Origin of the sequence: Microbacterium sp. (genome assembly GCF_047605725.1) — a bacterium.
Taxonomy (GTDB): Bacteria; Actinomycetota; Actinomycetes; order Actinomycetales; family Microbacteriaceae; genus Microbacterium.
In genome coordinates this window covers 1-21,800 of sequence record NZ_JASGFE010000021.1, presented here as the reverse complement: position 1 = coordinate 21,800, position 21,800 = coordinate 1, and the positions used below count along the sequence as shown (strand labels likewise).

Annotated in this window: 25 protein-coding genes and 1 pseudogene; 22 read left to right on the top strand and 4 right to left on the bottom strand. The window is 72.1% G+C overall.

Going from position 1 to position 21,800, the window contains the following annotated elements; translation table 11 throughout:
* Positions 1–4 precede the first annotated feature (4 nt).
* Both lipA and lipB read right to left on the bottom strand, forming a co-directional pair.
* Positions 5–1,036 carry a lipoyl synthase gene (lipA, locus tag QM641_RS06410; protein ID WP_415114627.1) on the bottom strand — a complete coding sequence of 344 codons (1,032 nt, stop codon included), beginning with the start codon at positions 1,034–1,036 and terminating at the stop codon, positions 5–7.
* On the bottom strand, positions 1,033–1,716 hold the full coding sequence (lipB, locus tag QM641_RS06405; protein ID WP_415114625.1) for a lipoyl(octanoyl) transferase LipB: 684 nt from the start codon (positions 1,714–1,716) through the stop codon (positions 1,033–1,035). The genes lipA and lipB overlap by 4 nt, the downstream gene beginning before the upstream one ends.
* 33 nt (positions 1,717–1,749) lie before the next feature.
* Between lipB and QM641_RS06400 the strand changes: the two genes are divergently transcribed.
* Both QM641_RS06400 and ffh read left to right on the top strand, forming a co-directional pair.
* Positions 1,750–2,364, top strand: a complete 615-nt coding sequence (locus QM641_RS06400) for a TetR/AcrR family transcriptional regulator (protein ID WP_415114623.1) — start codon at positions 1,750–1,752, stop codon at positions 2,362–2,364.
* 44 nt (positions 2,365–2,408) lie between these two features.
* Positions 2,409–3,962 carry a signal recognition particle protein gene (ffh, locus tag QM641_RS06395; protein WP_415114621.1) on the top strand — a complete coding sequence of 518 codons (1,554 nt, stop codon included), beginning with the start codon at positions 2,409–2,411 and terminating at the stop codon, positions 3,960–3,962.
* Between the two features lie 35 nt (positions 3,963–3,997).
* Here the strand turns inward: ffh and QM641_RS06390 are convergent, their stop codons facing one another.
* Positions 3,998–5,158, bottom strand: a complete 1,161-nt coding sequence (locus QM641_RS06390) for a glutamate--cysteine ligase (RefSeq protein WP_415114619.1) — start codon at positions 5,156–5,158, stop codon at positions 3,998–4,000.
* 122 nt (positions 5,159–5,280) lie between these two features.
* Between QM641_RS06390 and QM641_RS06385 the strand changes: the two genes are divergently transcribed.
* The 12 genes from QM641_RS06385 (at position 5,281) to pyk (ending at position 15,851) form a co-directional block, all read left to right on the top strand.
* Positions 5,281–6,444, top strand: coding sequence for an NAD(P)/FAD-dependent oxidoreductase (locus tag QM641_RS06385; RefSeq protein WP_415114617.1), 1,164 nt, complete (start codon positions 5,281–5,283; stop codon positions 6,442–6,444).
* A complete protein-coding gene (locus tag QM641_RS06380) occupies positions 6,441–6,692 on the top strand; it encodes a (2Fe-2S)-binding protein (RefSeq protein WP_415114614.1) in 252 nt (83 codons plus the stop codon). Before QM641_RS06385 ends, QM641_RS06380 begins: the two co-directional genes overlap by 4 nt.
* The gene (locus QM641_RS06375; RefSeq protein ID WP_415114612.1) at positions 6,680–8,077 is read left to right on the top strand and encodes an FAD-dependent oxidoreductase; all 1,398 of its coding nucleotides are present in this window, start codon (positions 6,680–6,682) and stop codon (positions 8,075–8,077) included. Before QM641_RS06380 ends, QM641_RS06375 begins: the two co-directional genes overlap by 13 nt.
* Positions 8,074–8,991: a dihydrodipicolinate synthase family protein gene (locus tag QM641_RS06370; RefSeq protein WP_415114610.1), complete on the top strand. Its 918-nt coding sequence runs from the start codon at positions 8,074–8,076 to the stop codon at positions 8,989–8,991. The genes QM641_RS06375 and QM641_RS06370 overlap by 4 nt, the downstream gene beginning before the upstream one ends.
* A complete protein-coding gene (locus tag QM641_RS06365) occupies positions 8,991–9,992 on the top strand; it encodes a proline racemase family protein (RefSeq protein ID WP_415114608.1) in 1,002 nt (333 codons plus the stop codon). Before QM641_RS06370 ends, QM641_RS06365 begins: the two co-directional genes overlap by 1 nt.
* 16 nt (positions 9,993–10,008) lie before the next feature.
* Positions 10,009–11,475, top strand: coding sequence for an aldehyde dehydrogenase family protein (locus QM641_RS06360; protein ID WP_415114606.1), 1,467 nt, complete (start codon positions 10,009–10,011; stop codon positions 11,473–11,475).
* Positions 11,476–11,683: 208 nt separating this feature from the next.
* Positions 11,684–12,082 carry a 30S ribosomal protein S16 gene (rpsP, locus tag QM641_RS06355; RefSeq protein ID WP_415114604.1) on the top strand — a complete coding sequence of 133 codons (399 nt, stop codon included), beginning with the start codon at positions 11,684–11,686 and terminating at the stop codon, positions 12,080–12,082.
* Positions 12,083–12,086: 4 nt separating this feature from the next.
* The gene (locus QM641_RS06350; RefSeq protein WP_415114602.1) at positions 12,087–12,317 is read left to right on the top strand and encodes an RNA-binding protein; all 231 of its coding nucleotides are present in this window, start codon (positions 12,087–12,089) and stop codon (positions 12,315–12,317) included.
* Positions 12,318–12,911, top strand: a complete 594-nt coding sequence (gene rimM, locus QM641_RS06345) for a ribosome maturation factor RimM (RefSeq protein WP_415114600.1) — start codon at positions 12,318–12,320, stop codon at positions 12,909–12,911.
* Position 12,912: 1 nt separating this feature from the next.
* Complete coding sequence (gene trmD, locus QM641_RS06340; protein ID WP_415114598.1) at positions 12,913–13,620, top strand: tRNA (guanosine(37)-N1)-methyltransferase TrmD; 708 nt, start codon at positions 12,913–12,915, stop codon at positions 13,618–13,620.
* Positions 13,621–13,631: 11 nt separating this feature from the next.
* Positions 13,632–14,297, top strand: coding sequence for a GNAT family N-acetyltransferase (locus QM641_RS06335; protein WP_415114596.1), 666 nt, complete (start codon positions 13,632–13,634; stop codon positions 14,295–14,297).
* A gap of 132 nt (positions 14,298–14,429) precedes the next feature.
* Positions 14,430–15,851: a pyruvate kinase gene (gene pyk, locus QM641_RS06330; RefSeq protein ID WP_415114594.1), complete on the top strand. Its 1,422-nt coding sequence runs from the start codon at positions 14,430–14,432 to the stop codon at positions 15,849–15,851.
* A 17-nt stretch (positions 15,852–15,868) separates the two neighbouring features.
* Here the strand turns inward: pyk and map are convergent, their stop codons facing one another.
* Positions 15,869–16,651, bottom strand: coding sequence for a type I methionyl aminopeptidase (gene map / locus QM641_RS06325; RefSeq protein ID WP_415114592.1), 783 nt, complete (start codon positions 16,649–16,651; stop codon positions 15,869–15,871).
* 55 nt (positions 16,652–16,706) lie between these two features.
* Between map and QM641_RS06320 the strand changes: the two genes are divergently transcribed.
* The 8 genes and pseudogenes from QM641_RS06320 to QM641_RS06285 all read left to right on the top strand — a co-directional run.
* The gene (locus QM641_RS06320) at positions 16,707–17,204 is read left to right on the top strand and encodes an MFS transporter permease (RefSeq protein ID WP_415114590.1); all 498 of its coding nucleotides are present in this window, start codon (positions 16,707–16,709) and stop codon (positions 17,202–17,204) included.
* A 173-nt stretch (positions 17,205–17,377) separates the two neighbouring features.
* On the top strand, positions 17,378–17,719 hold the full coding sequence (rplS, locus tag QM641_RS06315; protein WP_415114588.1) for a 50S ribosomal protein L19: 342 nt from the start codon (positions 17,378–17,380) through the stop codon (positions 17,717–17,719).
* A 74-nt stretch (positions 17,720–17,793) separates the two neighbouring features.
* A complete protein-coding gene (lepB, locus tag QM641_RS06310; RefSeq protein WP_415114586.1) occupies positions 17,794–18,534 on the top strand; it encodes a signal peptidase I in 741 nt (246 codons plus the stop codon).
* Positions 18,531–19,190 carry a ribonuclease HII gene (locus QM641_RS06305; protein ID WP_415114584.1) on the top strand — a complete coding sequence of 220 codons (660 nt, stop codon included), beginning with the start codon at positions 18,531–18,533 and terminating at the stop codon, positions 19,188–19,190. The genes lepB and QM641_RS06305 overlap by 4 nt, the downstream gene beginning before the upstream one ends.
* 44 nt (positions 19,191–19,234) lie before the next feature.
* A complete protein-coding gene (locus QM641_RS06300; RefSeq protein ID WP_415114582.1) occupies positions 19,235–19,558 on the top strand; it encodes a DUF2469 family protein in 324 nt (107 codons plus the stop codon).
* A gap of 102 nt (positions 19,559–19,660) precedes the next feature.
* A complete protein-coding gene (locus QM641_RS06295) occupies positions 19,661–20,023 on the top strand; it encodes a YraN family protein (RefSeq protein WP_415114580.1) in 363 nt (120 codons plus the stop codon).
* Positions 20,020–21,552 (top strand): YifB family Mg chelatase-like AAA ATPase, encoded by a 1,533-nt coding sequence (locus tag QM641_RS06290; RefSeq protein ID WP_415114578.1) that lies wholly within the window; start codon positions 20,020–20,022, stop codon positions 21,550–21,552. Before QM641_RS06295 ends, QM641_RS06290 begins: the two co-directional genes overlap by 4 nt.
* Positions 21,549–21,800 (top strand): annotated as a pseudogene (locus QM641_RS06285) (DNA-protecting protein DprA); the annotation flags it as partial. The gene QM641_RS06290 and the pseudogene QM641_RS06285, both read left to right, overlap by 4 nt.

Sequence of the window (21,800 nt, the reverse complement as noted above, 5' to 3'; positions counted from 1 at the left end):
CCGCTCAGACCGCCTGCGCGAACGTGCGCTCGCCGCCGGCGATATCGCGCGCGAGGTGCTCGAGCTCGGTGGGGATCCGCCGCCCCTTCGACACCATCGACTGCGCCCACAGGCGCCCGGCCCGGTAGGAGGAGCGCACCAGGGGTCCGGCGAGCACGCCCAGGAACCCGATGCGCTCGGCCTCCTCCTTGAACTCGACGAACTCCTGCGGCTTGACCCACCGCGCGACCGGCAGGTGACGCGGCGTCGGCCGCAGGTACTGCGTGATCGTGACGATGTCGGTGCCCGCGTCGTGCAGGTCCTGGAGGGCCCGGACGACCTCCTCCGGCTCCTCGCCCATGCCCAGGATGAGGTTCGACTTCGTGATCAGCCCCGCCGCGCGGGCCTGTGTCAGCACGTCGAGCGAGCGCTCGTAGCGGAACGCCGGCCGGATGCGCTTGAAGATGCGCGGCACCGTCTCCACGTTGTGCGCGAAGACCTCGGGACGCGCGTCGAAGACCTCGCCGAGGAGGTCTGGCCGGCCGTTGAAGTCGGTGGCCAGCAACTCCACGCCCGTGCCCGGGTTGACGGCGTGGATCTGCCGCACCGTCTCGGCGTTGAGCCACGACCCGCCGTCGGGCAGGTCGTCGCGCGCGACGCACGTGACGGTGGCGTAGCGCAGCTGCATGCGCTGCACGCTCTCGGCGACCCGGCGCGGCTCGTCGGTGTCGTAGTCGGCGGGCTTGCCGGTGTCGATCTGGCAGAAGTCGCAGCGCCTCGTGCACTGCGAGCCGCCGATGAGGAACGTCGCCTCGCGGTCCTCCCAGCACTCGTAGATGTTCGGGCAGCCGGCCTCCTGGCACACGGTGTGCAGGCCCTCGTCCTTCACGAGCGATTGGAGTGCCTGGTACTCCGGGCCCATCTTGGCCTTGGTCCTGATCCACTCCGGCTTTCGCTCGATGGGCGTCTGGGCGTTGCGCACCTCCAGGCGCAGGAGCTTGCGCCCCTCGGGCACCGTGTTTCCGCCGGCAGTCGCGCCTGCCCCGCACGCGCTCATCGCGACACCGCCAGCGGGGCGTCGTCGTAGGCGGCCGAGAAGGCGGATGCCACCGCGTCGAGCACGTGGGCGGGGGAGAGGTCGGCCCCGACGATCTCGCTGAGGGTCGTGACCCCGGCATCCGCGATGCCGCACGGCACGATCTCGCCGAACGCGGCCAGGGAGTTGTCGCAGTTCAGCGCGAAGCCGTGCATGGTCACGCCGCGCTGGACGCGCACGCCGATCGCGGCGACCTTGTCCTCCGACAGCGGGCGGCGCACCCACACGCCGCTGCGCCCCTCCACGCGATGCCCGGTGACGCCGTAGCCGGCGAGCACCCCGATCAGGATCTCCTCCAGCCTGCGCACGTGCGCCACGACGTCGAGCGGCTCGGGAAGGCGCACGATGGGGTAGCCGACGAGCTGCCCGGGCCCGTGCCAGGTGATCTTGCCGCCGCGGTCCACGTCGACCACCGGCGTGCCGTCGGTCGGGCGCTCGTGCCGAGCCGTGCGGGCGCCGGCCGTGTAGACGGGCTCGTGCTCCAGGAGCAGCAGGGTGTCGGGGCGATCGCCGGCGACGACCTCGGCGTGGATGCGCCGCTGCAGGGCCCAGCCGTCGAGATAGGGGACGTAGTCGGGGGCGAGCCCCACCGTCTGCACGTCGAGCATCCGCACCTCCGCCTGTAGTTGGACCGCGTCCAACAATACGCCTCGCCGCGCGCGTACGCTGGGGGCATGGCGGCAAGGCACATCGGACGCCCGCGCGCCTCCTCGCGAGAGGTGCTCGCCGAGGCGGCCTGCGAGCTGTTTCTGGAGCGGGGCTACGAGCAGACGTCGATCGCGGACATCGCGACTCGTGCCGGGGTGAGTCGATCGAGCTTCTTCAACTACTTCGGGTCGAAAGCAGACCTCCTGTGGGGCGGCTTCGACGAGCGCACGGACGTCGCCGTTGCGGCGCTCTCGCTCGGCGAGGCGTCGACGCGACAGATCCTCTCCGACATGGCCGCGGGGTTCGCGCCCGACAGTCTCGCCCTCGCGGTGGCCCACGCCCACACGATGGGCATCGGGGACGAGCTGTGGCGCGAGCGGGCCATGCGGCAGGCACGGCTCGCGCGGGCCGTCGCCGAGCGGGCGCGCAGGGACGGGATGGCTCCGCTGGCCGCAGAGGTGCACGGTGCTGCGGCGGCAGCAGCCGTGCTGGCGGCGATCTGGACCTGGGCCGACGCCGGGCCCGGGCGGACAGAGCTGGCTGTCGTGATCGGCGAGGCGCTCGACGGCGTCCCCGGTCTGTGCGCGGGGGCTGTGAACGCACCCCCGCGCGCGATCCCATGCGTTGCCTCGGCGACCTGACCAGGAGGAGCAGTCGAGTCCGACTCCCGTAGAATCGGGGGATCATGGCTACCTTCGGCACGCTCTCCGATCGGCTCACCGAGACCTTCCGCAACCTCCGCACGAAGGGCCGGCTCACACCCGCCGACGTCGACGGCACCGTGCGCGAGATCCGGCGTGCGCTCCTGGACGCCGACGTCGCCCTCGCCGTCGTCAAGGAGTTCACCGCGAAGGTGCGCGAGCGCGCGCTCGGCGACGAGGTGAACCGAGCGCTCAACCCCGCTCAGCAGGTCGTGCAGATCGTCAACGAGGAGCTCGTGGCGATCCTCGGTGGCGAGCAGCGCCGGCTGCAGTTCGCGAAGAACCCGCCGACGGTCATCATGCTCGCCGGTCTTCAGGGCTCCGGAAAGACGACCTTCGCGGGCAAGCTCGCCAAGCAGCTGGAGAAGGACGGCCACACCCCCCTGCTCGTCGCGTGCGACCTGCAGCGACCCAACGCCGTGAACCAGCTGCAGGTCGTGGCCCAGCAGGCCGGCGCCGCGATCTACGCGCCCGAGCCGGGCAACGGCACCGGCGACCCCGTCCGCGTCGCCCGAGACGGCGTCGAGGTGGCGCGACGGCAGCTGCACGATGTGGTCATCATCGACACCGCGGGCCGGCTCGGCGTCGACGCCGAGCTCATGCGCCAGGCCGCCGACATCCGCCGGGCGACAGATCCCGACGAGGTGCTGTTCGTCATCGACGCGATGATCGGTCAGGATGCCGTGAACACCGCGAAGGCCTTCCAGGAGGGCGTCGACTTCACCGGCGTGGTGCTGTCCAAGCTCGACGGCGACGCGCGCGGCGGGGCGGCGCTGTCGGTGGCATCGGTCACCGGCCGTCCCATCGTCTTCGCCTCGACCGGTGAGGGGCTCGACGACCTCGAGCCGTTCCACCCCGACCGCATGGCCAGCCGCATCCTCGACCTCGGCGACATCCTGACCCTCATCGAGCAGGCCCAGGCCGCCTTCGACGAGCAGGAGGCGCTGAAGGTCGCCGAGAAGCTCGCGAAGGAGCAGTTCACGCTCGAGGACTTCCTCGACCAGCTGCAGCAGATGCGCAAGATGGGCTCGATGAAGAAGATGCTCGGGATGCTCCCGGGCATGGGCCAGATGAAGCAGCAGCTGGAGAACCTCGACGAGCGCGAGATGGATCGCACCGAGGCGATCGTCCGTTCGATGACCCCCGCGGAGCGGCGGAACCCGAAGATCCTCAACGGTTCCCGGCGCCTGCGGATCGCCCGCGGCTCGGGCATGACGGTCACCGACGTCAACCAGCTCGTGCAGCGCTTCGAGCAGGCCTCGAAGATGATGAAGACCGTCGCGCGCGGGGGCGTGCCGAACGTCCCCGGCATGGGTCCGCTCGGCCGCCCCGGCTCGTCGAGCAAGCGCGGCAAGCAGCAGAAGTCCCGGGCGGGCTCGCGCTCGGGCAACCCCGCCAAGCGCGCCGCCGAGAACGCCGGTCTCGCCGCGCAGGTCGCCGAGACCGCGCCCACCGGTTCGGGTTTCGGCCTCGGGGGAGCCGCGAAGCCGGCCGAGCCCGATCTCGCCGAGATCCAGCGCCTCTTCGGCAAGGGCTGACGCGACGCGGAAGCGGCTGCCCGGGGCTGTCGGGGTCAGTGCTCCAGGCTCGCGAGGTGATCGCGCAGCGTCGGACCGGCACGGAACTCGCGGATCAGGTGCTTCACGACCTCGCGCAGGTCCCCGCCGGCATTCTCGGCCACGCGCACCTGGCGGGTGGAGCTGTTGCCCTGCGAGACGATGGCCTCCAGGCCCGCGAACTCGCGCGGGCAGTGCAGGTCGGCGGCGATCGGGGCCAGGCGGGCCATGGTCTCGCGGAGGTGGTCCACGACCTGTCGCTGCGTGCCGGCGCTGTCGACGATGACCTCGGCGTCGAGACCGTAGCGGGCGGCGCGCCACTTGTTCTCGCGGACGAACCAGGGCTGGATGGTCGGGAGCTCCCGCCCCTCGTCGAGCTCGCGAGAGAAGTGCTCCACGAGCACCTGCACGAGGGAGGCGACCGCGGCGAGCTCCGGCAGGGTGGACATGCCGTCGCACGCGCGCACCTCGATGGTGCCCCAGCGCGGCGCCGGCCGGATGTCCCAGCGCACCTCGGTGGCGTCGGCCATGACGCCGGTGCCGACCATGTCGTCGAGGTAGGCCTCGAACTGCGTCCAGTCCTGGAGCGGCCACGGCAGCCCGGCGGTCGGCAGCTGCTGGAAGACGAGCGCGCGGTTCGACGCATAGCCGGTGCGCTCACCGGCCCAGAACGGGCTCGACGCCGAGAGCGCCTGCAGATGCGGCAGGTAGATCGACAGCGCTCCGATGATGGGGAACACCTTGCGGACGTCCTCGACCCCGACGTGCACGTGGATGCCCCAGATCATCATGTTGCGGCCCCACCACTGCGTGCGCTCGATGAGCTGGTGGTAGCGCGTCTTGTCGGTGACCTTCTGGTCGTACCACTGCGCGAACGGATGGCTGCCCGCGCACAGCAGCTCGATCTCCAGGGGATCGGTCACGGTGCGAACCGCCGCGATGGCATCCACGATGTCGTCGACGGCGAGGGCGACCGTTCCGCCGACCCCGCTGGTGACCTCGACCGTGTTGGTCAGCAGCTCCCCGGTGACGGTGAAACGCTCCGCCGCGGAGCGGTCCGCCAGCGCGGCGACGACCTCCGGGGCGCGCGGGACGAGATCGCCGGTCCCGCCGTCGGCGAGCATGAGCTCCCACTCCAGGCCCACCGTGGAGCGGGCGGATGCCGCGAAATCGACCATCCGTGTGCCTCCCGGGTGCGCTGGTCCTGCGCGCCATCCTCCCACGCCCCGGCGCCGCCGAGCACTACGCTGTGGATGTGACACGAGGGGTCCGCCGGTGAGTGCGGGCGGTGCATGAGCTCATGCCCCGCATCATCGTGGTCGGCGCGGGTGTCATCGGCGCCGCGTGCGCGCTCCGCCTCCGAGAGTGCGGCGCCGAGGTCGTCGTCGTGGACCGTGCCGGCGTGGCCGCGGAGACCTCCAGCCGCTGCGAGGGCAACATCCTGGTCTCCGACAAGAGCCCGGGCCCCGAAGCGGAGCTCGCGATGCTGTCGGCACGGGCGTGGCGGGAGCTGGCCGCGCGCCTGGACGACGACCGCGCGCCGGGACAGCCCAGCACCGAGTATCAGGCCAAGGGCGGCGTCGTGGTCGCTCTGGAGGACTCCGTCGACCCGCTGCGGGCCTTCGCCGACCGGCAGCGCGGAATCGGCATCCGCGCCCACGAGTGCGACCCCGCGCAGGTGCACGCCCTCGAGCCGCACCTGACCCCGGACGCGGCGTTCGGTGTGCACTATCCCGATGACGCGCAGGTGCAGCCGAGCCTTGCCACGCAGGCCATGCTCGCCCGCGCGATCAGGCTCGGGGCGACGCTGCGGATCGCGACGGTCGTGGCGGCGCTGCGTGCGGGGACGCGCATCGTGGGCGTGCGGACGAGCACGGGCGACCTCCACGGGGATGCCGTGGTCAACTGCGCAGGGCCCTGGGCGGGCGAGCTCGCCGCCGTGCTGGGAGCGCACCTGGCCGTACGGCCGCGGCGCGGGACGATCCTCGTGACCGCCCCGATGCCGCAGCGCGTCTTCCACAAGGTCTACGACGCCGATTACGTCGATGCCGTGGCATCCTCGGAGGCCGACCTCCAGACCTCCGCGGTGGTGGAGTCCACGCCCGCCGGAACGGTGCTCATCGGCTCCAGCCGGGAACGCGTGGGCTTCTCCGATCGCGACACCCTCCCTGCGCTGGTCGAGGTCGCCGCCAAGGCGGTGCGGCTGTTCCCCTTCCTGGCGGACACCACACTGCTGCGCACCTACCACGGCTTCCGCCCGTCCACGCCGGACCGGCTGCCGGCGATCGGTGCGGACGGGGAGCTGGCCGGCCTCTTCCACGCCGCCGGCCACGAGGGAGCCGGCATCGGGCTCGCCCCGACCACGGCCGAGCTCGTCGCCCACGCGGTGCTCGGGACCCCGGCGCCGATCGACCCCGCGCCGTTCCTCCCCACCCGTGGGCGTGTCGACGAGTCGGCGGCATGATCGTGCGCATCGCCTTCGAGGGCGAGTCGATCGACGTGCGCGAAGGCCGCACGATCGCCGGCGCGCTCATCGCCGCCGGGCACCGCAGCTGGCGAAGCGTCGACGGGCAGGCGCGCGGGATCTTCTGCGGCATCGGCATCTGCCAGGACTGCCTCGTGACCGTCAACGGGGTCGAGGGCGTGCGCGCGTGCCGCCGCACCGCCCGCGACGGGGACGTCGTCGAACGGGAGCGGCGATGCGGGTCGTGATCCTGGGGGCAGGCCCCGCCGGGCTCGCCGCCGCGCAGGCCGCCTCCGCGCAGGGGGCGGAGGTCGTGCTGCTCGACGAGGGCGAGCGCGTCGGGGGCCAGTTCTGGCGGCACCACGACACGCTCACCGACAGCGGGCTGCACCATCGGTGGCGTGCCTTCGAGCGCCTGCGCGGGGCGCTGGACCGTGTGAGCGTGCACACGAGCGCGAGTGTCTGGCGGGTGGAGAGGGACGACGGCATCCGCCTGCACGCCGTCGTGGGCGAGGCCGACGACACTGCGCGGCAGGCGCTGCTCGTCGAAGCGGATGCGCTGGTGATCGCCACCGGCGCGCACGATCGCGTGCTCCCCGTCCCCGGCTGGACCCTCCCGGGGGTGACGACGGCGGGCGCCGCGCAGGCGCTCGCCATGCGCGACGGCGTGGTCCTGTCCCGCCGGACGGTCGTGGCCGGCGCGGGCCCGTTCCTGCTCCCGGTGGCCCGCAGCATCGCACGGGCCGGCGGCGCCGTCGCCGAGGTGCTCGAGGCCGTCCGGCCGGCGGCGCTGGTGCGCGGATGGGGGCGGGCGCCGTGGCGGCTGGCGGGGGTCGCGCCGAAGGCGGTCGAGCTCGGGGTGTACGCGGCATCCCTCGCCCGCCACGGCACGCGATTCACGCCCGGGCACGCCGTCACGCGCATCCACGGCACCGGGGGCGTCGAGGCGGTCACCGTCCAGCGCCTCGACACCCAGTGGCGGCCCGTTGCGGGCGCCGAGCGCACCGTGGAGTGCGACGGCGTCGCCCTCGGATACGGCTTCACGCCCCGTCTGGAGGCGGCTCTCCAGGCCGGCTGCGCGCTCACGGCCGACCGGTTCGTCGAGGTCGATACGCGCCAGGCCACGAGCGTGCCCGGCGTGTACGCCGCCGGCGAGGTGACCGGCATCGGCGGAGCCGACCTGGCTCTCGCCGAGGGCGCCGTGGCCGGATTCGCCGCCGCAGGGGGAGGGCTCGCCGATCCGCGCATACGCGGTCCGCTCGCGGCCCGAGCCCGCATGCGCGCGTTCGCGGTGCGTCTTCGGACCCACGAGATCCGCCCCGGCTGGACCGACTGGCTCGATGACGACACGATCGTGTGCCGCTGCGAGTCGGTGCCCCGGTCCCGCATCGACGCGTACGCCCACGCGTCGCCGCGCGGCCTCCGCCTCGCCAGCCGCGTCGGACTGGGCGCGTGCCAGGGGCGCACGTGCGGCCCTGCCGTGGAAGCGCTCCTGGAGCGCGAGCTCGGCTTCGACCGGCGTCCCGTGCTGTCGTCCGTCCGTATCGGCGAGCTCGCGGCACTGCGACCGAGCTCCGCCCCCGTGCGCGCCGCGAACCCCGACCCCGCCCCGAACCCCGAGGAGCAGCAATGACCGAGCAGACCATGGACCTCGGCGGCGTCGTCGTCGCGACCGCGCTGGCGTTCAAGGAGGACGCGGCAGCCCCCGCGGGCCTCGCTGTGGACTACGACCGGTTCGCTGAGCACGTCGACTTCCTCATGCGCAACGGATGCCGCGGGGTCGGCCCGAACGGCTCGCTGGGCGAGTACTCCTCCCTGACCGACCAGGAGCGCCGCCGGGTGATCCAGGTCGCGGTGGAGGCCGTGGACGGCCGCGGCATCGTCATCGCCGGCGCGCACGGCGTCGGCAGCCACCAGGCGCGCGCATGGGCCGAGCATGCTCGCGAGGACGGCGCCGATGGCGTGCTCCTGCTCCCGCCGACCATCTACCGCGCCAACGAGCGCGAGGTCGTGGCGCACTTCGAGGAGGTCGCGAAGGCGGGGCTTCCGATCATGGCGTACAACAACCCCTTCGACACCAAGGTCGATCTCACCCCCGCGCTGGTGGCCGAGCTCGCCGCGATCCCGGAGGTCGTCGCGATCAAGGAGTTCTCCGGCGACGTGCGCCGGGTCTACGAGATCAAGGAGCTGTGCGACATCGACATCATCGCCGGCGCCGACGACGTGCTCTTCGAGCTCATGATCAACGGTGCGGTGGGCTGGTTCGCCGGCTACCCGAACGCCTTCCCCAAGGAGGCGGTGGAGCTGTACGATCTGCTCGTCGACGGCAGGTGGCGGGAAGCCCGCGACCTGTACGCGCAGCTGGTCGCGGTGTTCCGCTGGGACTCGCGCACCGAGTTCGTCCAGGCGATCAAGCTGTCGATGGACATCTGCGGCAACTCCTACGGCGGGCCGACCCGGCCTCCGCGCGGCCCACTGAACGACCACCAGCGCGCGCAGGTCATCGCCGACACCGAGCGCGCCCTCGCGGCGCTGGCGGCACGCTGATGAAGTCCCGCCGCGTGATCACCGCCGTCGACTCGCACACCGAGGGGATGCCGACGCGCGTTGTCACCGGAGGGGTGGGCGAGCTTCCCGGCGCGACGATGAACGAGCGACGGCTGCACGCCATCGCGCACCTCGATGGGCTGCGCGGCCTTCTCATGAACGAGCCGCGCGGGCACGCGGCGATGTCGGGCGCGCTCCTCCAGGCCTCCACGCGCGCCGACGCGGACTGGGGCGTCGTCTTCGTCGAGGCATCCGGTTTCCTCCCCATGTGCGGGCACGGCACGATGGGCGTTGCGACCGTGCTCGTGGAGACCGGGATGGTCGAGGTGCGCGAGCCGGTGACCGAGGTGCGGCTCGACGTTCCGGCCGGCCTCGTGATCGCGCGCGTCGCCGTCCAGGACGGACGCGCGAAAGCCGTCACGATCGAGAACGTGCCGAGCTTCGCGGAGCGGCTGGACGCCGTCATCGAGATCCCCGGCGTCGGGGCCGTGCCGTACTCGGTCGCCTTCGGCGGCAACTTCTACGCGCTCGTGCACCTCGACGACGTGGGGCTCCCTTTCGACCGCGCGCGCAAGGACGACATCCTGGCCTGCGGCCTGGCGATCATGGCAGCGATCAACGAGCAGGCCCCGCCGCGGCATCCCGTGCTGACCGGCGTCGATCGCGTGCACCACGTCGAGTTCATCGCGCCCGGCTCGGATGCCGTCCGCTCCCGCCACGCGATGGCCATTCACCCCGGCTGGTTCGATCGTTCGCCGTGCGGCACGGGCACGAGCGCCCGCATGGCCGAGTTGCACGCCCGCGGCGAGCTGGCACTGGACACCGACTTCGTGAACGAGTCGTTCCTCGGCACGGAGTTCACGGGGCGCCTCGTCGGCGAGACGGTCGTGGGCGGCATGCCCGCCGTCGTCCCCACCATCACCGGCCGGGCGTGGATCACCGGCATGGCGCAGTACCTGCTCGACGAGGACGACCCCTTCCCCGAGGGCTTCGTCTTCTGAGGATCGGAGAAAGACAGTGGACATCGAACGGATCGCCCAGCGCGCAGCGGATGCCGCGGCGCCGTACGCGGCGACGGCGCCGCGCGAGCGCGCGGCCGCGCTCGTCGCGGTCGCCGACGCGCTGGACGAGCACGCCGAGGAGCTCATCGGGCTCGCGATCGACGAGACCGGGCTCACCCGTCCACGGCTGGTCGGGGAGGTGCGCCGCACGTCGAACCAGTTGCGGCTGTTCGCCGAGGTGATCGTCGACGGCGCCTACCTCGACGCCCGGATCGACGAGGCCGACCCGGACTACATCATCGGCCCGCGGCCGGACCTGCGCCGCGCGCTCGAGCCGCTGGGACCGGTGCTGAACTTCGCGGCCTCCAACTTCCCCTTCGCCTTCTCGGTCGCCGGAGGCGACACTGCGGCCGCGCTCGCGGCCGGATGCCCCGTCGTCGTCAAGGCGAATCCCGGACATCTCCGACTCTCCCGGCGCACGGCCGAGCTCGTCGCGGGTGCGCTGGCCGGGGCGGGCATGCCGGACGGCGTCTTCCAGCTCGTGGAGGGCCGGCAGCAGGGAGTCGACCTGCTGAAAGACCCCCGCGTCCGTGCCGGCGCCTTCACCGGCTCCACCCGGGTCGGGCGGCTCCTTGCCGACATCGCCGCAGCGCGGCCCGTGCCGATCCCGTTCTACGGCGAGCTCGGCAGCGTCAACCCGGTCTACGTCACCGCCGCCGCGGCCCGCGCCGAGCCCGAGCTGCTGAGCGGCTTCCTGGCCTCTGTGGCCGGCTCGGCGGGACAGCTCTGCACGAAACCGGGGTTCCTGTTCGTGCCCGCTGACGCAGAGCTCGGTCCGCTCCCCGCGGAGGCCGTCGAGCATCGCCTGCTCAACCCCGGCATCGGTCGCGCGTTCGAGGAGCGCCGTGCGACGGTGCTGGGCGCATCCGGTGTGACGGTGCTCGCCGAGGGCGCCGTCCGCGCGGATGCCGACGAAGAGCGCTTTGCGACCCCGACGATCGTGGAGCTCCCGCTCGCCGACCTGCTCGCGCAGCGCGAGACCCTGCTGGACGAATGCTTCGGGCCGCTGGCGATCGTCGTGCGATACGACCGCTTCGAAGACCTGCCTGCCGTGCACCGGGAGCTCTTCCCGGGGAACCTCACCGCCACGCTGCACGCGACCGACGCCGACCTGCCGGGCCTGGCCGAGCTGGTCACGGCGCTCGCCGACACGAGCGGACGCGTGCTGTTCGGCGGCTGGCCGACCGGGGCGTCGGTCACCGCGGCGATGCAGCACGGCGGTCCGTTCCCGGCCACGACGGCCGAGGGCACCAGCGTGGGCACGGCCGCGATCGTGCGGTTCCTGCGCGGCGTCGCGTACCAGAGCGCGCCGCAGGCGCTGCTGCCCCCGCCGCTGCGCGACGACAACCCGTGGAACGTGCCTCAGCGACGCGGCCACGCGGGTCTTTCCCACCAGTGGGGCGCGCTCACCGGGCGGCACTGACGGGGGAACGCGCCGGTGCGCCGCGGGGCCCGGGCGGCACGCGGACCGTGTCGGTTCGCGGCATCCGTCGCCATCTGGCAAAATGGACGGTTGGACCGCTCGCCCGACCCTCTATCCGGCGCGCACGTCCGACTCAGAGCTTCCGCCGGGTGTGCACCCCACGCTCCAGGCGACGTTCATCACCTCATACACACCGTTCAGGAGAATTGTGGCTGTCAAGATCCGTCTCAAGCGCCTCGGCAAGATCCGCGCGCCCTACTACCGCATCGTCGTCGCCGACTCGCGCACCAAGCGCGACGGTCGCGTCATCGAGGAGATCGGCAAGTACCACCCGACCGAGGAGCCCTCGTTCATCGAGGTCGACTCGGAGCGTGCGCAGTACTGGCTGTCCGTCGGCGCGCAGCCGACCGAGCAGGTCGCGGCGATCCTCAAGCTGACCGGCGACTGGGGCCGATTCAAGGGCGACAAGGATGCCGTCTCGACGGTCCGCACCGCCGAGCCCAAGCCGGCCTTCAGCATCGACGCCGCCAAGAAGTCGGTCGTCAAGCCTCGCGAGGAGCGCAAGGCCGCTGAGGTCGAGTCCGCCGACACGACGGACGCCGAGTAGTCCGATGCTGGCCGCCGCGCTCGAGTACGTCGTCAAGGGGATCGTCGATCACCCCGACGACGTCACGATCCGTTCCGCCACGTCACCGCGCGGCGAGGTCCTGGAGGTGCACGTGCACCCGGACGACCGCGGACGGGTGATCGGGCGCGGCGGCCGCACGGCGAAAGCCCTGCGCACGGTCGTGGGCGCGCTCGCCGACGGGCGGCGGGTACGCGTCGACGTCGCGGGCGACTGAATGGGCGCCGCAGGACCCGCCCGCACACAGCTGCGGGTCGGGCGACTCGTCAAGGCGCACGGCCTGAAGGGCGCGCTCAAGCTGGAGCTGTACACCGACGAGCCCGACGCGCGGTTCGTGCCCGGAGCCGTCTTCACCCTCCAGGTGCCCGAGTCCTCGCCGTGGCACGGCAAGACCGTGACCGTGCGCGAGTTCCGGTGGATGAACTCGCATCCCGTGGTCTTCCTCGCCGGCATCGACGACCGCACCGCGGCCGAGAGCATCGTGCGGGCGATCCTGTGGGTGGACCAGGATGTGACGGGCACGGACGCCGGTGACGACGCCTGGTACGACCATCAGCTGGTCGGCCTGGACGTGCATCGCGACGGGGAGCGGATCGGCACCGTGGTGCGCGTGGATCACCTTCCCGCACAGGACCTGCTGATCGTCCGCCCGGCGGGCACCGCGGAGCGCGAGGTGCTGGTGCCGTTCGTGAAGGCGATCGTGCCGGAGGTCGACGTCGCCGCCGGCCGGGTCGTCGTCACGCCGCCGGAGGGCCTGTTCGAGGAGCTGCCGGCCGACGCCGACGCGCCGGTGGGACAGAACGCGGACTGATATGCGCATCGACGTCGTCACGATCTTCCCCGCGTTCTTCGACGTCCTGGAGGTCTCGCTCCTCGGTCGCGCGCGCGAGTCGGGTCTGCTCGACATCCGGGTGCACGACCTGCGCGAGCACACCCACGACCGGCATCGCACCGTCGACGACACCCCCTACGGCGGCGGGGCGGGCATGGTCATGAAGCCGGAGCCGTGGGGCGAAGCGCTCGATGCGATCGCGGCGGATGCCGCCGAGCCGCCCACGATCGTCTTCCCGTCCCCGGCGGGGGAGCCGTTCACCCAGGCGATGGCGCGCGAGCTCGCGACGGCATCCCGCCTCGTGTTCGGCTGCGGACGCTACGAGGGCATCGACGAGCGCGTGTTCGCCTACGCGGCCTCGCTCGGCGAGGTGCGCCTGGTGAGCCTCGGCGACTACGTGCTCAACGGCGGCGAGGTCGCCGCGATGGCGATGATCGAGGCGATCGGACGCCTCGTGCCCGGAGTGGTGGGAAATCCCGCGAGCCTCGTCGAAGAGTCGCACGAGGACGGCCTCCTGGAGTACCCCTCGTACACGAAGCCGGCGTCGTGGCGCGGCCTGGACGTGCCGGAGGTGCTGCTCAGCGGCCACCACGGTCGCATCGCGCAGTGGCGCCACGCGCAGCAGGTCGCCCGCACGCGCGAGCGCCGGCCCGAGCTGCTCGGCGACGAGCCGCCGTACGGGCCTTAGGATTCACGTCCATGGACCCCGACCCGCTCGCCGAGCTCTATCCGCCGTTCGGGCTGTCCGTGACCTGCGGCGGGCTGACGCTGCGGGTCCTGCGTGATGCGGACCTGCCCGCCTACGCCGAGCTCATTTCGGCGCGACTGTTCGCCGACGCGGACGCCCCGCACGTGTTCGCGTGGTGGGACCGCGACCCCGCGGTCCGGCAGCGCGAAGCGCTGCAGTTCCTGTGGTCGCGGCGGGCGCGGCTCGGGCCGGACGCGTGGGAGCTCCCGTTCGGCGTGTTCGAGGGCGACCGGCTCATCGGCTGCCAGGACCTCTGCGCCCGGGACTTCGCGCGCCGCCGCGTGGTCAGCTCAGGCTCGTACCTGCGGCTGGACGCCCAAGGACGGGGCGTTGGCACGCTCATGCGGCAGCTGATCCTCGTGCTGGCCTTCGACCACCTCGGCGCGCTGCGCGCCGAATCCAGCGCAGCGGTCGGCAATGCGGCATCCCTCGCCGTCTCGCGGCACTGCGGCTACCGGCCGGACGGCACCCGAGTCGAGCTCAACGGCGAACGCAGGCTCGAACTGCAGCGCGTCGCGGCGACGCCGGAGACGGTCGTCCGCCCGGCCGAGCCGGTGGTCGTCCGCGGGCTGACGACCGAGCTGAGGCGGCAGCTGGGGGCGGACGAGGTCCTCTGAATCGGATCGTGCCGGCGGCGTCGAGGTGCCCCGTGGCACGGCGTCGGGAAAAAAGCACACGCAGCACCCGCGGTCGATGGCAGACTGGGCGGGAGTGCTGTTCGAGGAGCGCGGCCTCAGAAAGGCGAACACATGCGTCGTGCCAAGATCGTGGCGACCCTCGGGCCCGCGACCTCCGACTACGAGACCGTCGAAGCGCTGGTGCGTGCCGGCCTGGACATCGCCCGGCTGAACCTCAGTCACGGCGAGCACGCGGTGCACGAGCGGTCGTTCGAGAACATCCGGCGCGCCAGCGAGGAGACCGGGCGGGCGGTCGGCGTGCTCGCCGACCTGCAGGGCCCGAAGATCCGGCTCGGCAGGTTCGCCGACGGACCCCACCTGCTCGAGCCCGGTGACGAGTTCACCATCACCGCCGAGGACGTCGTCGGCACGAAGGAGATCGTCGGCACGACGTTCCCGCAGCTGGCCGCCGACGTCAAGGCCGACGATACGCTCCTCATCGACGACGGGAAGATCCGCCTGCGCGTCCTCGAGTCCGACGGCGTGCGGGTGCGCACCGAGGTCGTCGTCGGCGGCATGGTCTCCGACAACAAGGGCATCAACCTGCCCGGCGTCGCCGTGCGCGCATCCGCATTGAGCGAGAAGGACGAGGAGGACCTGCGCTGGGCGCTGCGCCTCGGGGTCGACATGGTCGCGCTCTCGTTCGTGCGCAGCGCCAAGGACGCACTGCGCGTCCACGTGGTGATGGCGGAGGAGGGCCGGCAGGTCCCCATCATCGCCAAGATCGAAAAGCCCGAGGCGGTCGAGCACCTGCAGGAGATCATCGACGCCTTCGACGGGGTCATGGTCGCGCGCGGCGACCTGGGCGTCGAGCTGCCGCTGGAGTCGGTGCCGATCGTGCAGAAGCGCGCGATCGAGCTGGCCCGTCGCTGGGCCAAGCCGGTCATCGTCGCCACGCAGATGCTGGAGTCCATGATCGTCAACCCGGTGCCCACGCGCGCGGAGACCTCCGATGTCGCCAACGCCGTCGTGGACGGGGCGGATGCCGTGATGCTCTCCGGCGAGACGAGCGTGGGTGCGCACCCGGTGCTGGTCGTGGAGACCATGTCGCGGATCATCGAATCGACCGAGGAGCACGGCCTGGAGCGCATCCCTCCGCTCGGGACCAAGCCGCGCACGCAGGGCGGCGCGCTCACGCTGGTCGCTCTGGAGATCGCCGACTTCGTCGACGCGAAGTACCTGTGCGTGTTCAGCCACTCCGGCGACTCGGCGCGGCGCCTGTCGCGCCTGCGGCCCGCACGGCCGATCCTGGCGTTCTCGGACGCACCGCGCACGCGCTCGCAGCTGGCCCTCGTGTGGGGGGTGCAGCCGCACCAGGTGCGCCGCGCCGTCAGCACCGACGAGCTCATGGTCGTGCTCGACGAGACGCTGCTGGCCAGCGGGCTTGCCCGGGCAGGCGATCGCGTCGTGGTGATCGCCGGCGCTCCTCCCGGCTACTTCGGCTCGACCAACAACGTGCGGATCCACACCGTGGGCGCGGTGCAGGGCGCCTGAGGCGGCGCTGCCGGACTTCAGGACACGCCGAGGAACGATCGATCGGTCAGCACGATCGGTCCGTCCGCGGTGACCGCGACGGTGTGCTCGGAGTGCGCGCCGCGCGACCCGTCGGCACTGCGCAGCGTCCAGCCGTCGGGGTCGGTGATCAGCTCGTCCGTGGTGGCGAGGAACCACGGCTCCAGCGCGATCACCAGTCCAGTACGCAGCGGATAGCCGCGTCCCGGTTTGCCGTCGTTGGGCACGTGCGGGTCACCGTGCATCACCCGGCCGACGCCGTGTCCGCCGAAATCGGTGTTGATCGCGTAGCCGTCGGCGTGCGCGATCTCAGCGATCGCGTGCGAGATGTCGCCGATGCGGTGCCCGACCGTCGCCGCGCCGATCGCGGCATCCAGCGCGCGCCCGGTCGTGTCGATGAGCGCGAGATCCTCGTCGCGCGGCGTGCCGACCACGAACGAGACCGCCGAGTCGGCGACCCAGCCGTCGAGCGACACGGCGAAGTCGAGCGAGACGAGATCGCCGTCCCGCAGCGTGTAGTCGTGCGGGAGCCCGTGCAGCACCGCGTCGTTCACCGACGTGCAGATGACCTTGCCGAACGGGCGCGCCCCGAACGAGGGGTGATAGTCGATGTAGCACGAGGTCGCACCGGCCCGGCGGATCAGCTCATGGGCGCGGCGATCGATCGCCAGCAGGTTCGTGCCGACCCTCGTCTCGTCGCGCAGGGTGGCGAGCACCTCGGCCACGAACCGGCCGGCCGGTCGCATCGCCTCGATCTCGGCGGGCGAGCGCAGCTCGATCATGCAGAGCTTCCTTTCGTCTGTGTCCATCTTGCCCGACAGGCGTAGCATCTGATTCATGCTGCTGCGTCGCGCGTTCTTCGGCTGGCTCCTGCCCGCGGCGTTCGTGCTGCCGCTGTGGCTGCTGATCGGCTGGGGCGTGTTCCACTCCGGCGTGTGGGCGTTCCTCGGCGTGCTCCTGATCGCGGTGCCCGCGGTGCTCCTCGGCCAGCTCGTGCTCACCCTGCTCGTGCGCGCCCGGGGCACGGTGCGTCACTCCCGCGCGGTCTCCTGGTGGGACGTCCTCGGGTTCACGGTCTGGCACGGGCTCACCATCGCGGCCGGCTTCTACGGCAGCTCCTCGTTCTGGCCCCTCGTGATCGCCGCGATCGTGGCGTTCCTCGGGTTGTTCTGGCTGTCGCTGTGGCAGCTGTTGCGCGAGGCGAAGCCCACCACGGTGCTGCTTCGCACCTCGGCAGGCGTCGGCTATCAGCCCCCGGCCGCGACGCCGACGCCGCACGCGCGCGACCACGACGTCGTCGTCATCGCCGAGAAGCCGCAGCAATCGGGGGAGTGAGCATCCGTCGCGTTTTGGCGACGCCGCGGCATCCGTGGCAGAATGGTCGATCGTGCCCGGACAGGCTCTGCCACAGGGGAGCACGGCGCCGCACGGCGGACGCCAGGGCACGACCGGAACCCTTCTGAACCCCTCTCGCGATCGACCTGCGGCGGTCGCAGGAAGTGACGATCATGCAGATCCTCGACTCCGTCGACGCCGCCTCGCTCCGCGACGACATCCCCGAGTTCGCCCCCGGCGACACCGTGAAGGTGCACGTCAACATCACCGAGGGCAACCGCTCCCGCATCCAGATCTTCCAGGGCGTCGTCATCGGCCGCTCCGGCGACGGCGTGCGCGAGACGTTCACCGTCCGCAAGATCAGCTTCCAGGTCGGCGTCGAGCGCACCTTCCCGGTGCACAGCCCGGTGATCGACCACATCGAGGTCGTCACGCGCGGCGACGTGCGCCGCGCCAAGCTGTACTACCTGCGGGCCCTGCGCGGCAAGAAGGCCAAGATCAAGGAGAAGCGCTGACGCTTCTGATCGGGAGGATGTGCGACCCTTGAATCGGGTCGCCGATCCTCGGCGGCCACGGGCAAAGGACGCGCATGACCTTCGACACGACGGCCGCCGTCGACGGCACGCCGGTGCGTCCGCGCCGACGCCGGTTGTTGATGCTGTTGCGCGACGTCGCGATGATCGTCGTCATCGCCGTGGTGCTGTCCCTGCTGGTGAAGACCTTCCTGGTGCGATCGTTCTACATCCCGTCCGGGTCGATGGAGCAGACGCTGCAGATCAACGACCGCATCCTCGTCGATGAGCTGACCCCGCGCTTCGGCGGGTACGACCGCGGCGATGTCGTCGTGTTCCGCGACCCGGGCGGCTGGCTCGCCCTGACCCCGACGCCCTCCCGACCTGCGTTCGAGGAGGCGGTCGACTGGGTGCTCTCGATCGTGGGGCTGGCCGCTCCCGACAGCAAGGATCACCTCATCAAACGCATCATCGGGGTCGCCGGCGATCACGTGGTGTGCTGCAACGCGCTCGGTCAGATCAGCGTCAACGGCCAGCCGATCGACGAGACGGCCTATCTCAACCTGGAGCCGGGCCAGAGCGCGCCCGTGGAGGTGCCGTTCGACGTGGTGGTGCCGGCGGACTCGCTGTGGGTGCTCGGCGACAACCGCGACCACTCCCGGGACTCCCGCTACAACCTGGATCAGCCGACCGGGGGGTTCGTCCCGCTCGACAACGTGGTCGGCCGCGCGTTCCTCGTGACCTGGCCGCTGGCCCGCTTCGGCCCCATCGACACCCACCACGACGTGTTCGCGGGGATCCCCGCCGCCGCGCCATGACGCCGATCGTGCCGCGCCTCACGCTGGAGCGGCGGCTGCTGCGCGAGCACGCGTACGTGATCGCGTGCGACGAGGTCGGGCGGGGTGCGCTGGCGGGGCCCGTGGCGGTGGGCGCCGTCGTCGTCGACGCGCCGCGCGCGCGCAAACGCGTGCCCCAGGGGCTGCGGGACTCGAAGCTCGTCGCCGAGCATCACCGCGCGGCGGTGGCAGAGCGCGCCGCGCACTGGGTGACCGCCTCGGCGGTCGGCTGGGCCGAGGCCGCTGAGATCGACGAGGTCGGCATCATGCGCGCCCTCGGTCGAGCCGCGATCCGCGCGGTCGCGGGTCTGGGCGCGTACGGCCTCGTGCCGCAGGATGCGATCGTGATCCTCGACGGCAACCACGACTACATCTCGCCCGCGGGCGGGGTCGGGCTGCCGGTGCGCCCCGTCGTGAAGGCCGATCGCGACTGCGCGAGTGCGGCCGCGGCATCCGTCATCGCGAAGGTGGCGCGGGATGCCGTCATGACGCGGCTGCACGACGAGCACCCGGTGTACCTCTGGGCGCGCAACAAGGGCTATGCGAGCCCGGAGCACCGGGCGGCGATCCGCGCCCACGGGCTCAGTGCCCACCATCGCGCCTCGTGGGCGATCGCGGACGCTCCGACGCTGTTCTGACGCCCGCGCGCCCGGGCGGATGCGCCGCCTAGGATGGAGGGATCATGGATGACGAGGTCTTCGAGGACTACGACCGCGAACTCGAGCTGGCGCTGTACAAGGAGTACCGCGACGTCGTCTCGCAGTTCACCTATGTGATCGAGACCGAGCGCCGGTTCTACCTGGCCAACGAGGTCAGCGTGGTCCGCCGCGACACCGAGCACGACTTCTACTTCGAGCTGACGATGAAGGACGTGTGGGTGTGGGACATCTATCGCGCCGACCGCTTCGTCACCTCGGTGCGCGTGCTGACCTTCAAGGACGTCAACATCGAAGAGCTCCAGCGCCGGGACTTCCAACTGCCCGAGGAGCTGTCGCTCGACTCCTGAGCGCGCGCGAGGATCCCTCCCCATCGGCTTGTTCTCCGGATCTCTCCACGGATCCGGCCTGAGCGCCCCCACGCGGCACCTCCGGCGGCGACCATGCTGTGCATGGCAGACAAGGACATCCGCGGCAGGGCCGGCGAGGAACGGGCCGTGCGCTACCTCACCGCGCAGGGCTACGCGGTACTCGATCGCAACTGGCGCTGTCCCCTCGGCGAGCTCGATATCGTCGCGGCCCGCGGCGGCGACCTCGTCGTCGTGGAGGTCAAGACCAGGCGCAGCGACCGGTTCGGGCATCCGTTCGAAGCTGTCGACGCGCGCAAACGCCGGCGGCTCTGGCGCCTCGCGGCGGCGTGGGCGGGCGATCACGCCCCGCTTGCGCGCGGTCGCCGGCTGCGTCTGGACGTCGTCGGCATCACCGGCGAAGACCCCGACGAGGGCGTCATCGAGCACCTGGTCGACGTGCGATGACCGTCGCGCGCACGTGGGCGGTGGCCCTCACCGGGCTGACCGGAGATCTCGTCGAGATCGAGGCCGACCTGTCGCACCAGACCCCGGAGTTCCATGTCATCGGCCTCGCCGACCGCGCGATCGCCGAGGCGCACCGGCGCGTGTTCAACGCGTGCGCCAACAGCGAGCTTCCGCTGCCGCGGCGCCGGCTCACCGTGAACCTGTCGCCGGCGAGCCTCCCCAAGGCCGGCTCTGGATTCGACGTCGGGATCGCGGTCGCCGCCCTGGCGACCGACCGGCGGATGGATGCCGCGTCGCTGGCCGGCACCGTGCACCTGGGCGAGCTGGGTCTCGACGGCAGACTGCGTCCGGTGCCCGGGGTGCTGCCGGCGGTGCTCGCCGCCTCGCGCGCCGGGTTCCGCCGCGTCGTCGTGCCGCACGCCAACCGCGCGGAGGCAGAGCTCGTCGAGGGCATGCGGGTGCTCGGGGCCACGAGCCTGCGCGATGTCGTGCGCTGGCACGGTCTGGAGGTCGACGAGGTCGCCCTCGAACCGGTGCCCGGCCCGGCCCTCGACACCGAGTCGACACCGGAGCGGCTCGACCTCGCGGATGTCGTGGGCCAGCGCGAGGCGGTCGAGGCGCTGGTGGTCGCGGCCGCCGGCGGCCACCACCTGCTCATGACCGGTCCGCCGGGCGCGGGCAAGACCATGCTCGCGTGTCGGCTCCCCGGCATCCTCCCCCCGCTCGACGACGACGACGCGCTGCAGGCGGCGTCGATCCGGTCGCTGTCCGGCGCATCGGTCGTCGCGCTCTCCCGTACGCCCCCGTTCGAGGCGCCGCACCACAGTGCGAGCGTCGCCGCGCTCGTGGGCGGCGGCAGCCGTGTCGTGCGGCCGGGGGCGATCGCGCGGGCCAGCGGCGGCGTGCTCTTCCTCGACGAGGTCGGCGAGTTCGGTGCGCACACCCTCGACGCGCTGCGCCAGCCGCTGGAGACGCGCCGCATCCAGATCCACCGGGCCGGGTTCAGCGCGACCTTTCCGGCGCGGTTCCAGCTCGTACTCGCGACCAACCCCTGCCCGTGCGGGCAGTACGGGGTGCGCGGCGGAACGTGCGTGTGTCCGCCGATCGCCATCCGCCGCTACCTGGCACGCCTGTCCGGGCCGCTGCTGGACCGCGTCGACATCGAGCTCGCAGTGCAGCGCGTGTGCGCCGTCGAGCTCGAGGGCCTCGGCGGCGGAACCGTGAGCACGGCAGAGGCGCGCGAACGGGTCGCCGAAGCCCGCGCGCGTGCGTCGCATCGACTGCGCGAGACCGCATGGCGCACGAACGCCGACGTGGCCGGGACCTGGCTGCGACGCGGGCCGCTCGCCCCCGAGCCGGCGATCCGGCGGCCGCTCGACGCCGCGCTGCAGCGCGGAGCGTTGACCTTGCGCGGGTTCGACCGCGTGCTCAGGGTGGCGTGGACCCTCGCCGATCTCGCCGGCCGGCAGCGGCTGGAGTTGAGCGACGTGGGTCGCGCCCTGGCGCTGAAGCGGGGGAGCCTCGCATGAGCGCGGTGGACCTGGGACCGCGCGCGGCCCGGGAGCAGTCGGCCGGCCTGGTCGCCGAAGACCTCGACGACGAAGCGCTGGTGGAGCGGTTCGCACTCGCCCTGTGGTCGTGTCTGACGGAGCCGGGGGACGGGGTCGCGGGGCGCCTGGTCGCCGCCGTCGGTGCCGCGGCCGCCCTGCGGGTCGCGCTCGGAACCGACCGCGCGGCTCCGGCGGCCGCCGACCTCACGCCGGCGCAGCTCGCGCAG

Coding starts and splice junctions, on each gene's coding strand:
- QM641_RS06385 (WP_415114617.1), top strand. CDS start 5,281: ATGCCCCGCATCATCGTGGTCGGCGCGGGTGTCATCGGCGCCGCGTGC.
- QM641_RS06295 (WP_415114580.1), top strand. CDS start 19,661: ATGGCAGACAAGGACATCCGCGGCAGGGCCGGCGAGGAACGGGCCGTG.
- lepB (WP_415114586.1), top strand. CDS start 17,794: ATGACCTTCGACACGACGGCCGCCGTCGACGGCACGCCGGTGCGTCCG.
- QM641_RS06305 (WP_415114584.1), top strand. CDS start 18,531: ATGACGCCGATCGTGCCGCGCCTCACGCTGGAGCGGCGGCTGCTGCGC.
- QM641_RS06290 (WP_415114578.1), top strand. CDS start 20,020: ATGACCGTCGCGCGCACGTGGGCGGTGGCCCTCACCGGGCTGACCGGA.
- QM641_RS06365 (WP_415114608.1), top strand. CDS start 8,991: ATGAAGTCCCGCCGCGTGATCACCGCCGTCGACTCGCACACCGAGGGG.
- rplS (WP_415114588.1), top strand. CDS start 17,378: ATGCAGATCCTCGACTCCGTCGACGCCGCCTCGCTCCGCGACGACATC.
- QM641_RS06300 (WP_415114582.1), top strand. CDS start 19,235: ATGGATGACGAGGTCTTCGAGGACTACGACCGCGAACTCGAGCTGGCG.
- QM641_RS06380 (WP_415114614.1), top strand. CDS start 6,441: ATGATCGTGCGCATCGCCTTCGAGGGCGAGTCGATCGACGTGCGCGAA.
- QM641_RS06375 (WP_415114612.1), top strand. CDS start 6,680: ATGCGGGTCGTGATCCTGGGGGCAGGCCCCGCCGGGCTCGCCGCCGCG.
- map (WP_415114592.1), bottom strand. CDS start 16,651: ATGATCGAGCTGCGCTCGCCCGCCGAGATCGAGGCGATGCGACCGGCC.
- QM641_RS06370 (WP_415114610.1), top strand. CDS start 8,074: ATGACCGAGCAGACCATGGACCTCGGCGGCGTCGTCGTCGCGACCGCG.
- QM641_RS06335 (WP_415114596.1), top strand. CDS start 13,632: ATGGACCCCGACCCGCTCGCCGAGCTCTATCCGCCGTTCGGGCTGTCC.
- lipA (WP_415114627.1), bottom strand. CDS start 1,036: ATGAGCGCGTGCGGGGCAGGCGCGACTGCCGGCGGAAACACGGTGCCC.
- QM641_RS06400 (WP_415114623.1), top strand. CDS start 1,750: ATGGCGGCAAGGCACATCGGACGCCCGCGCGCCTCCTCGCGAGAGGTG.
- rimM (WP_415114600.1), top strand. CDS start 12,318: ATGGGCGCCGCAGGACCCGCCCGCACACAGCTGCGGGTCGGGCGACTC.
- QM641_RS06350 (WP_415114602.1), top strand. CDS start 12,087: ATGCTGGCCGCCGCGCTCGAGTACGTCGTCAAGGGGATCGTCGATCAC.
- pyk (WP_415114594.1), top strand. CDS start 14,430: ATGCGTCGTGCCAAGATCGTGGCGACCCTCGGGCCCGCGACCTCCGAC.
- trmD (WP_415114598.1), top strand. CDS start 12,913: ATGCGCATCGACGTCGTCACGATCTTCCCCGCGTTCTTCGACGTCCTG.
- QM641_RS06390 (WP_415114619.1), bottom strand. CDS start 5,158: ATGGTCGATTTCGCGGCATCCGCCCGCTCCACGGTGGGCCTGGAGTGG.
- QM641_RS06320 (WP_415114590.1), top strand. CDS start 16,707: ATGCTGCTGCGTCGCGCGTTCTTCGGCTGGCTCCTGCCCGCGGCGTTC.
- ffh (WP_415114621.1), top strand. CDS start 2,409: ATGGCTACCTTCGGCACGCTCTCCGATCGGCTCACCGAGACCTTCCGC.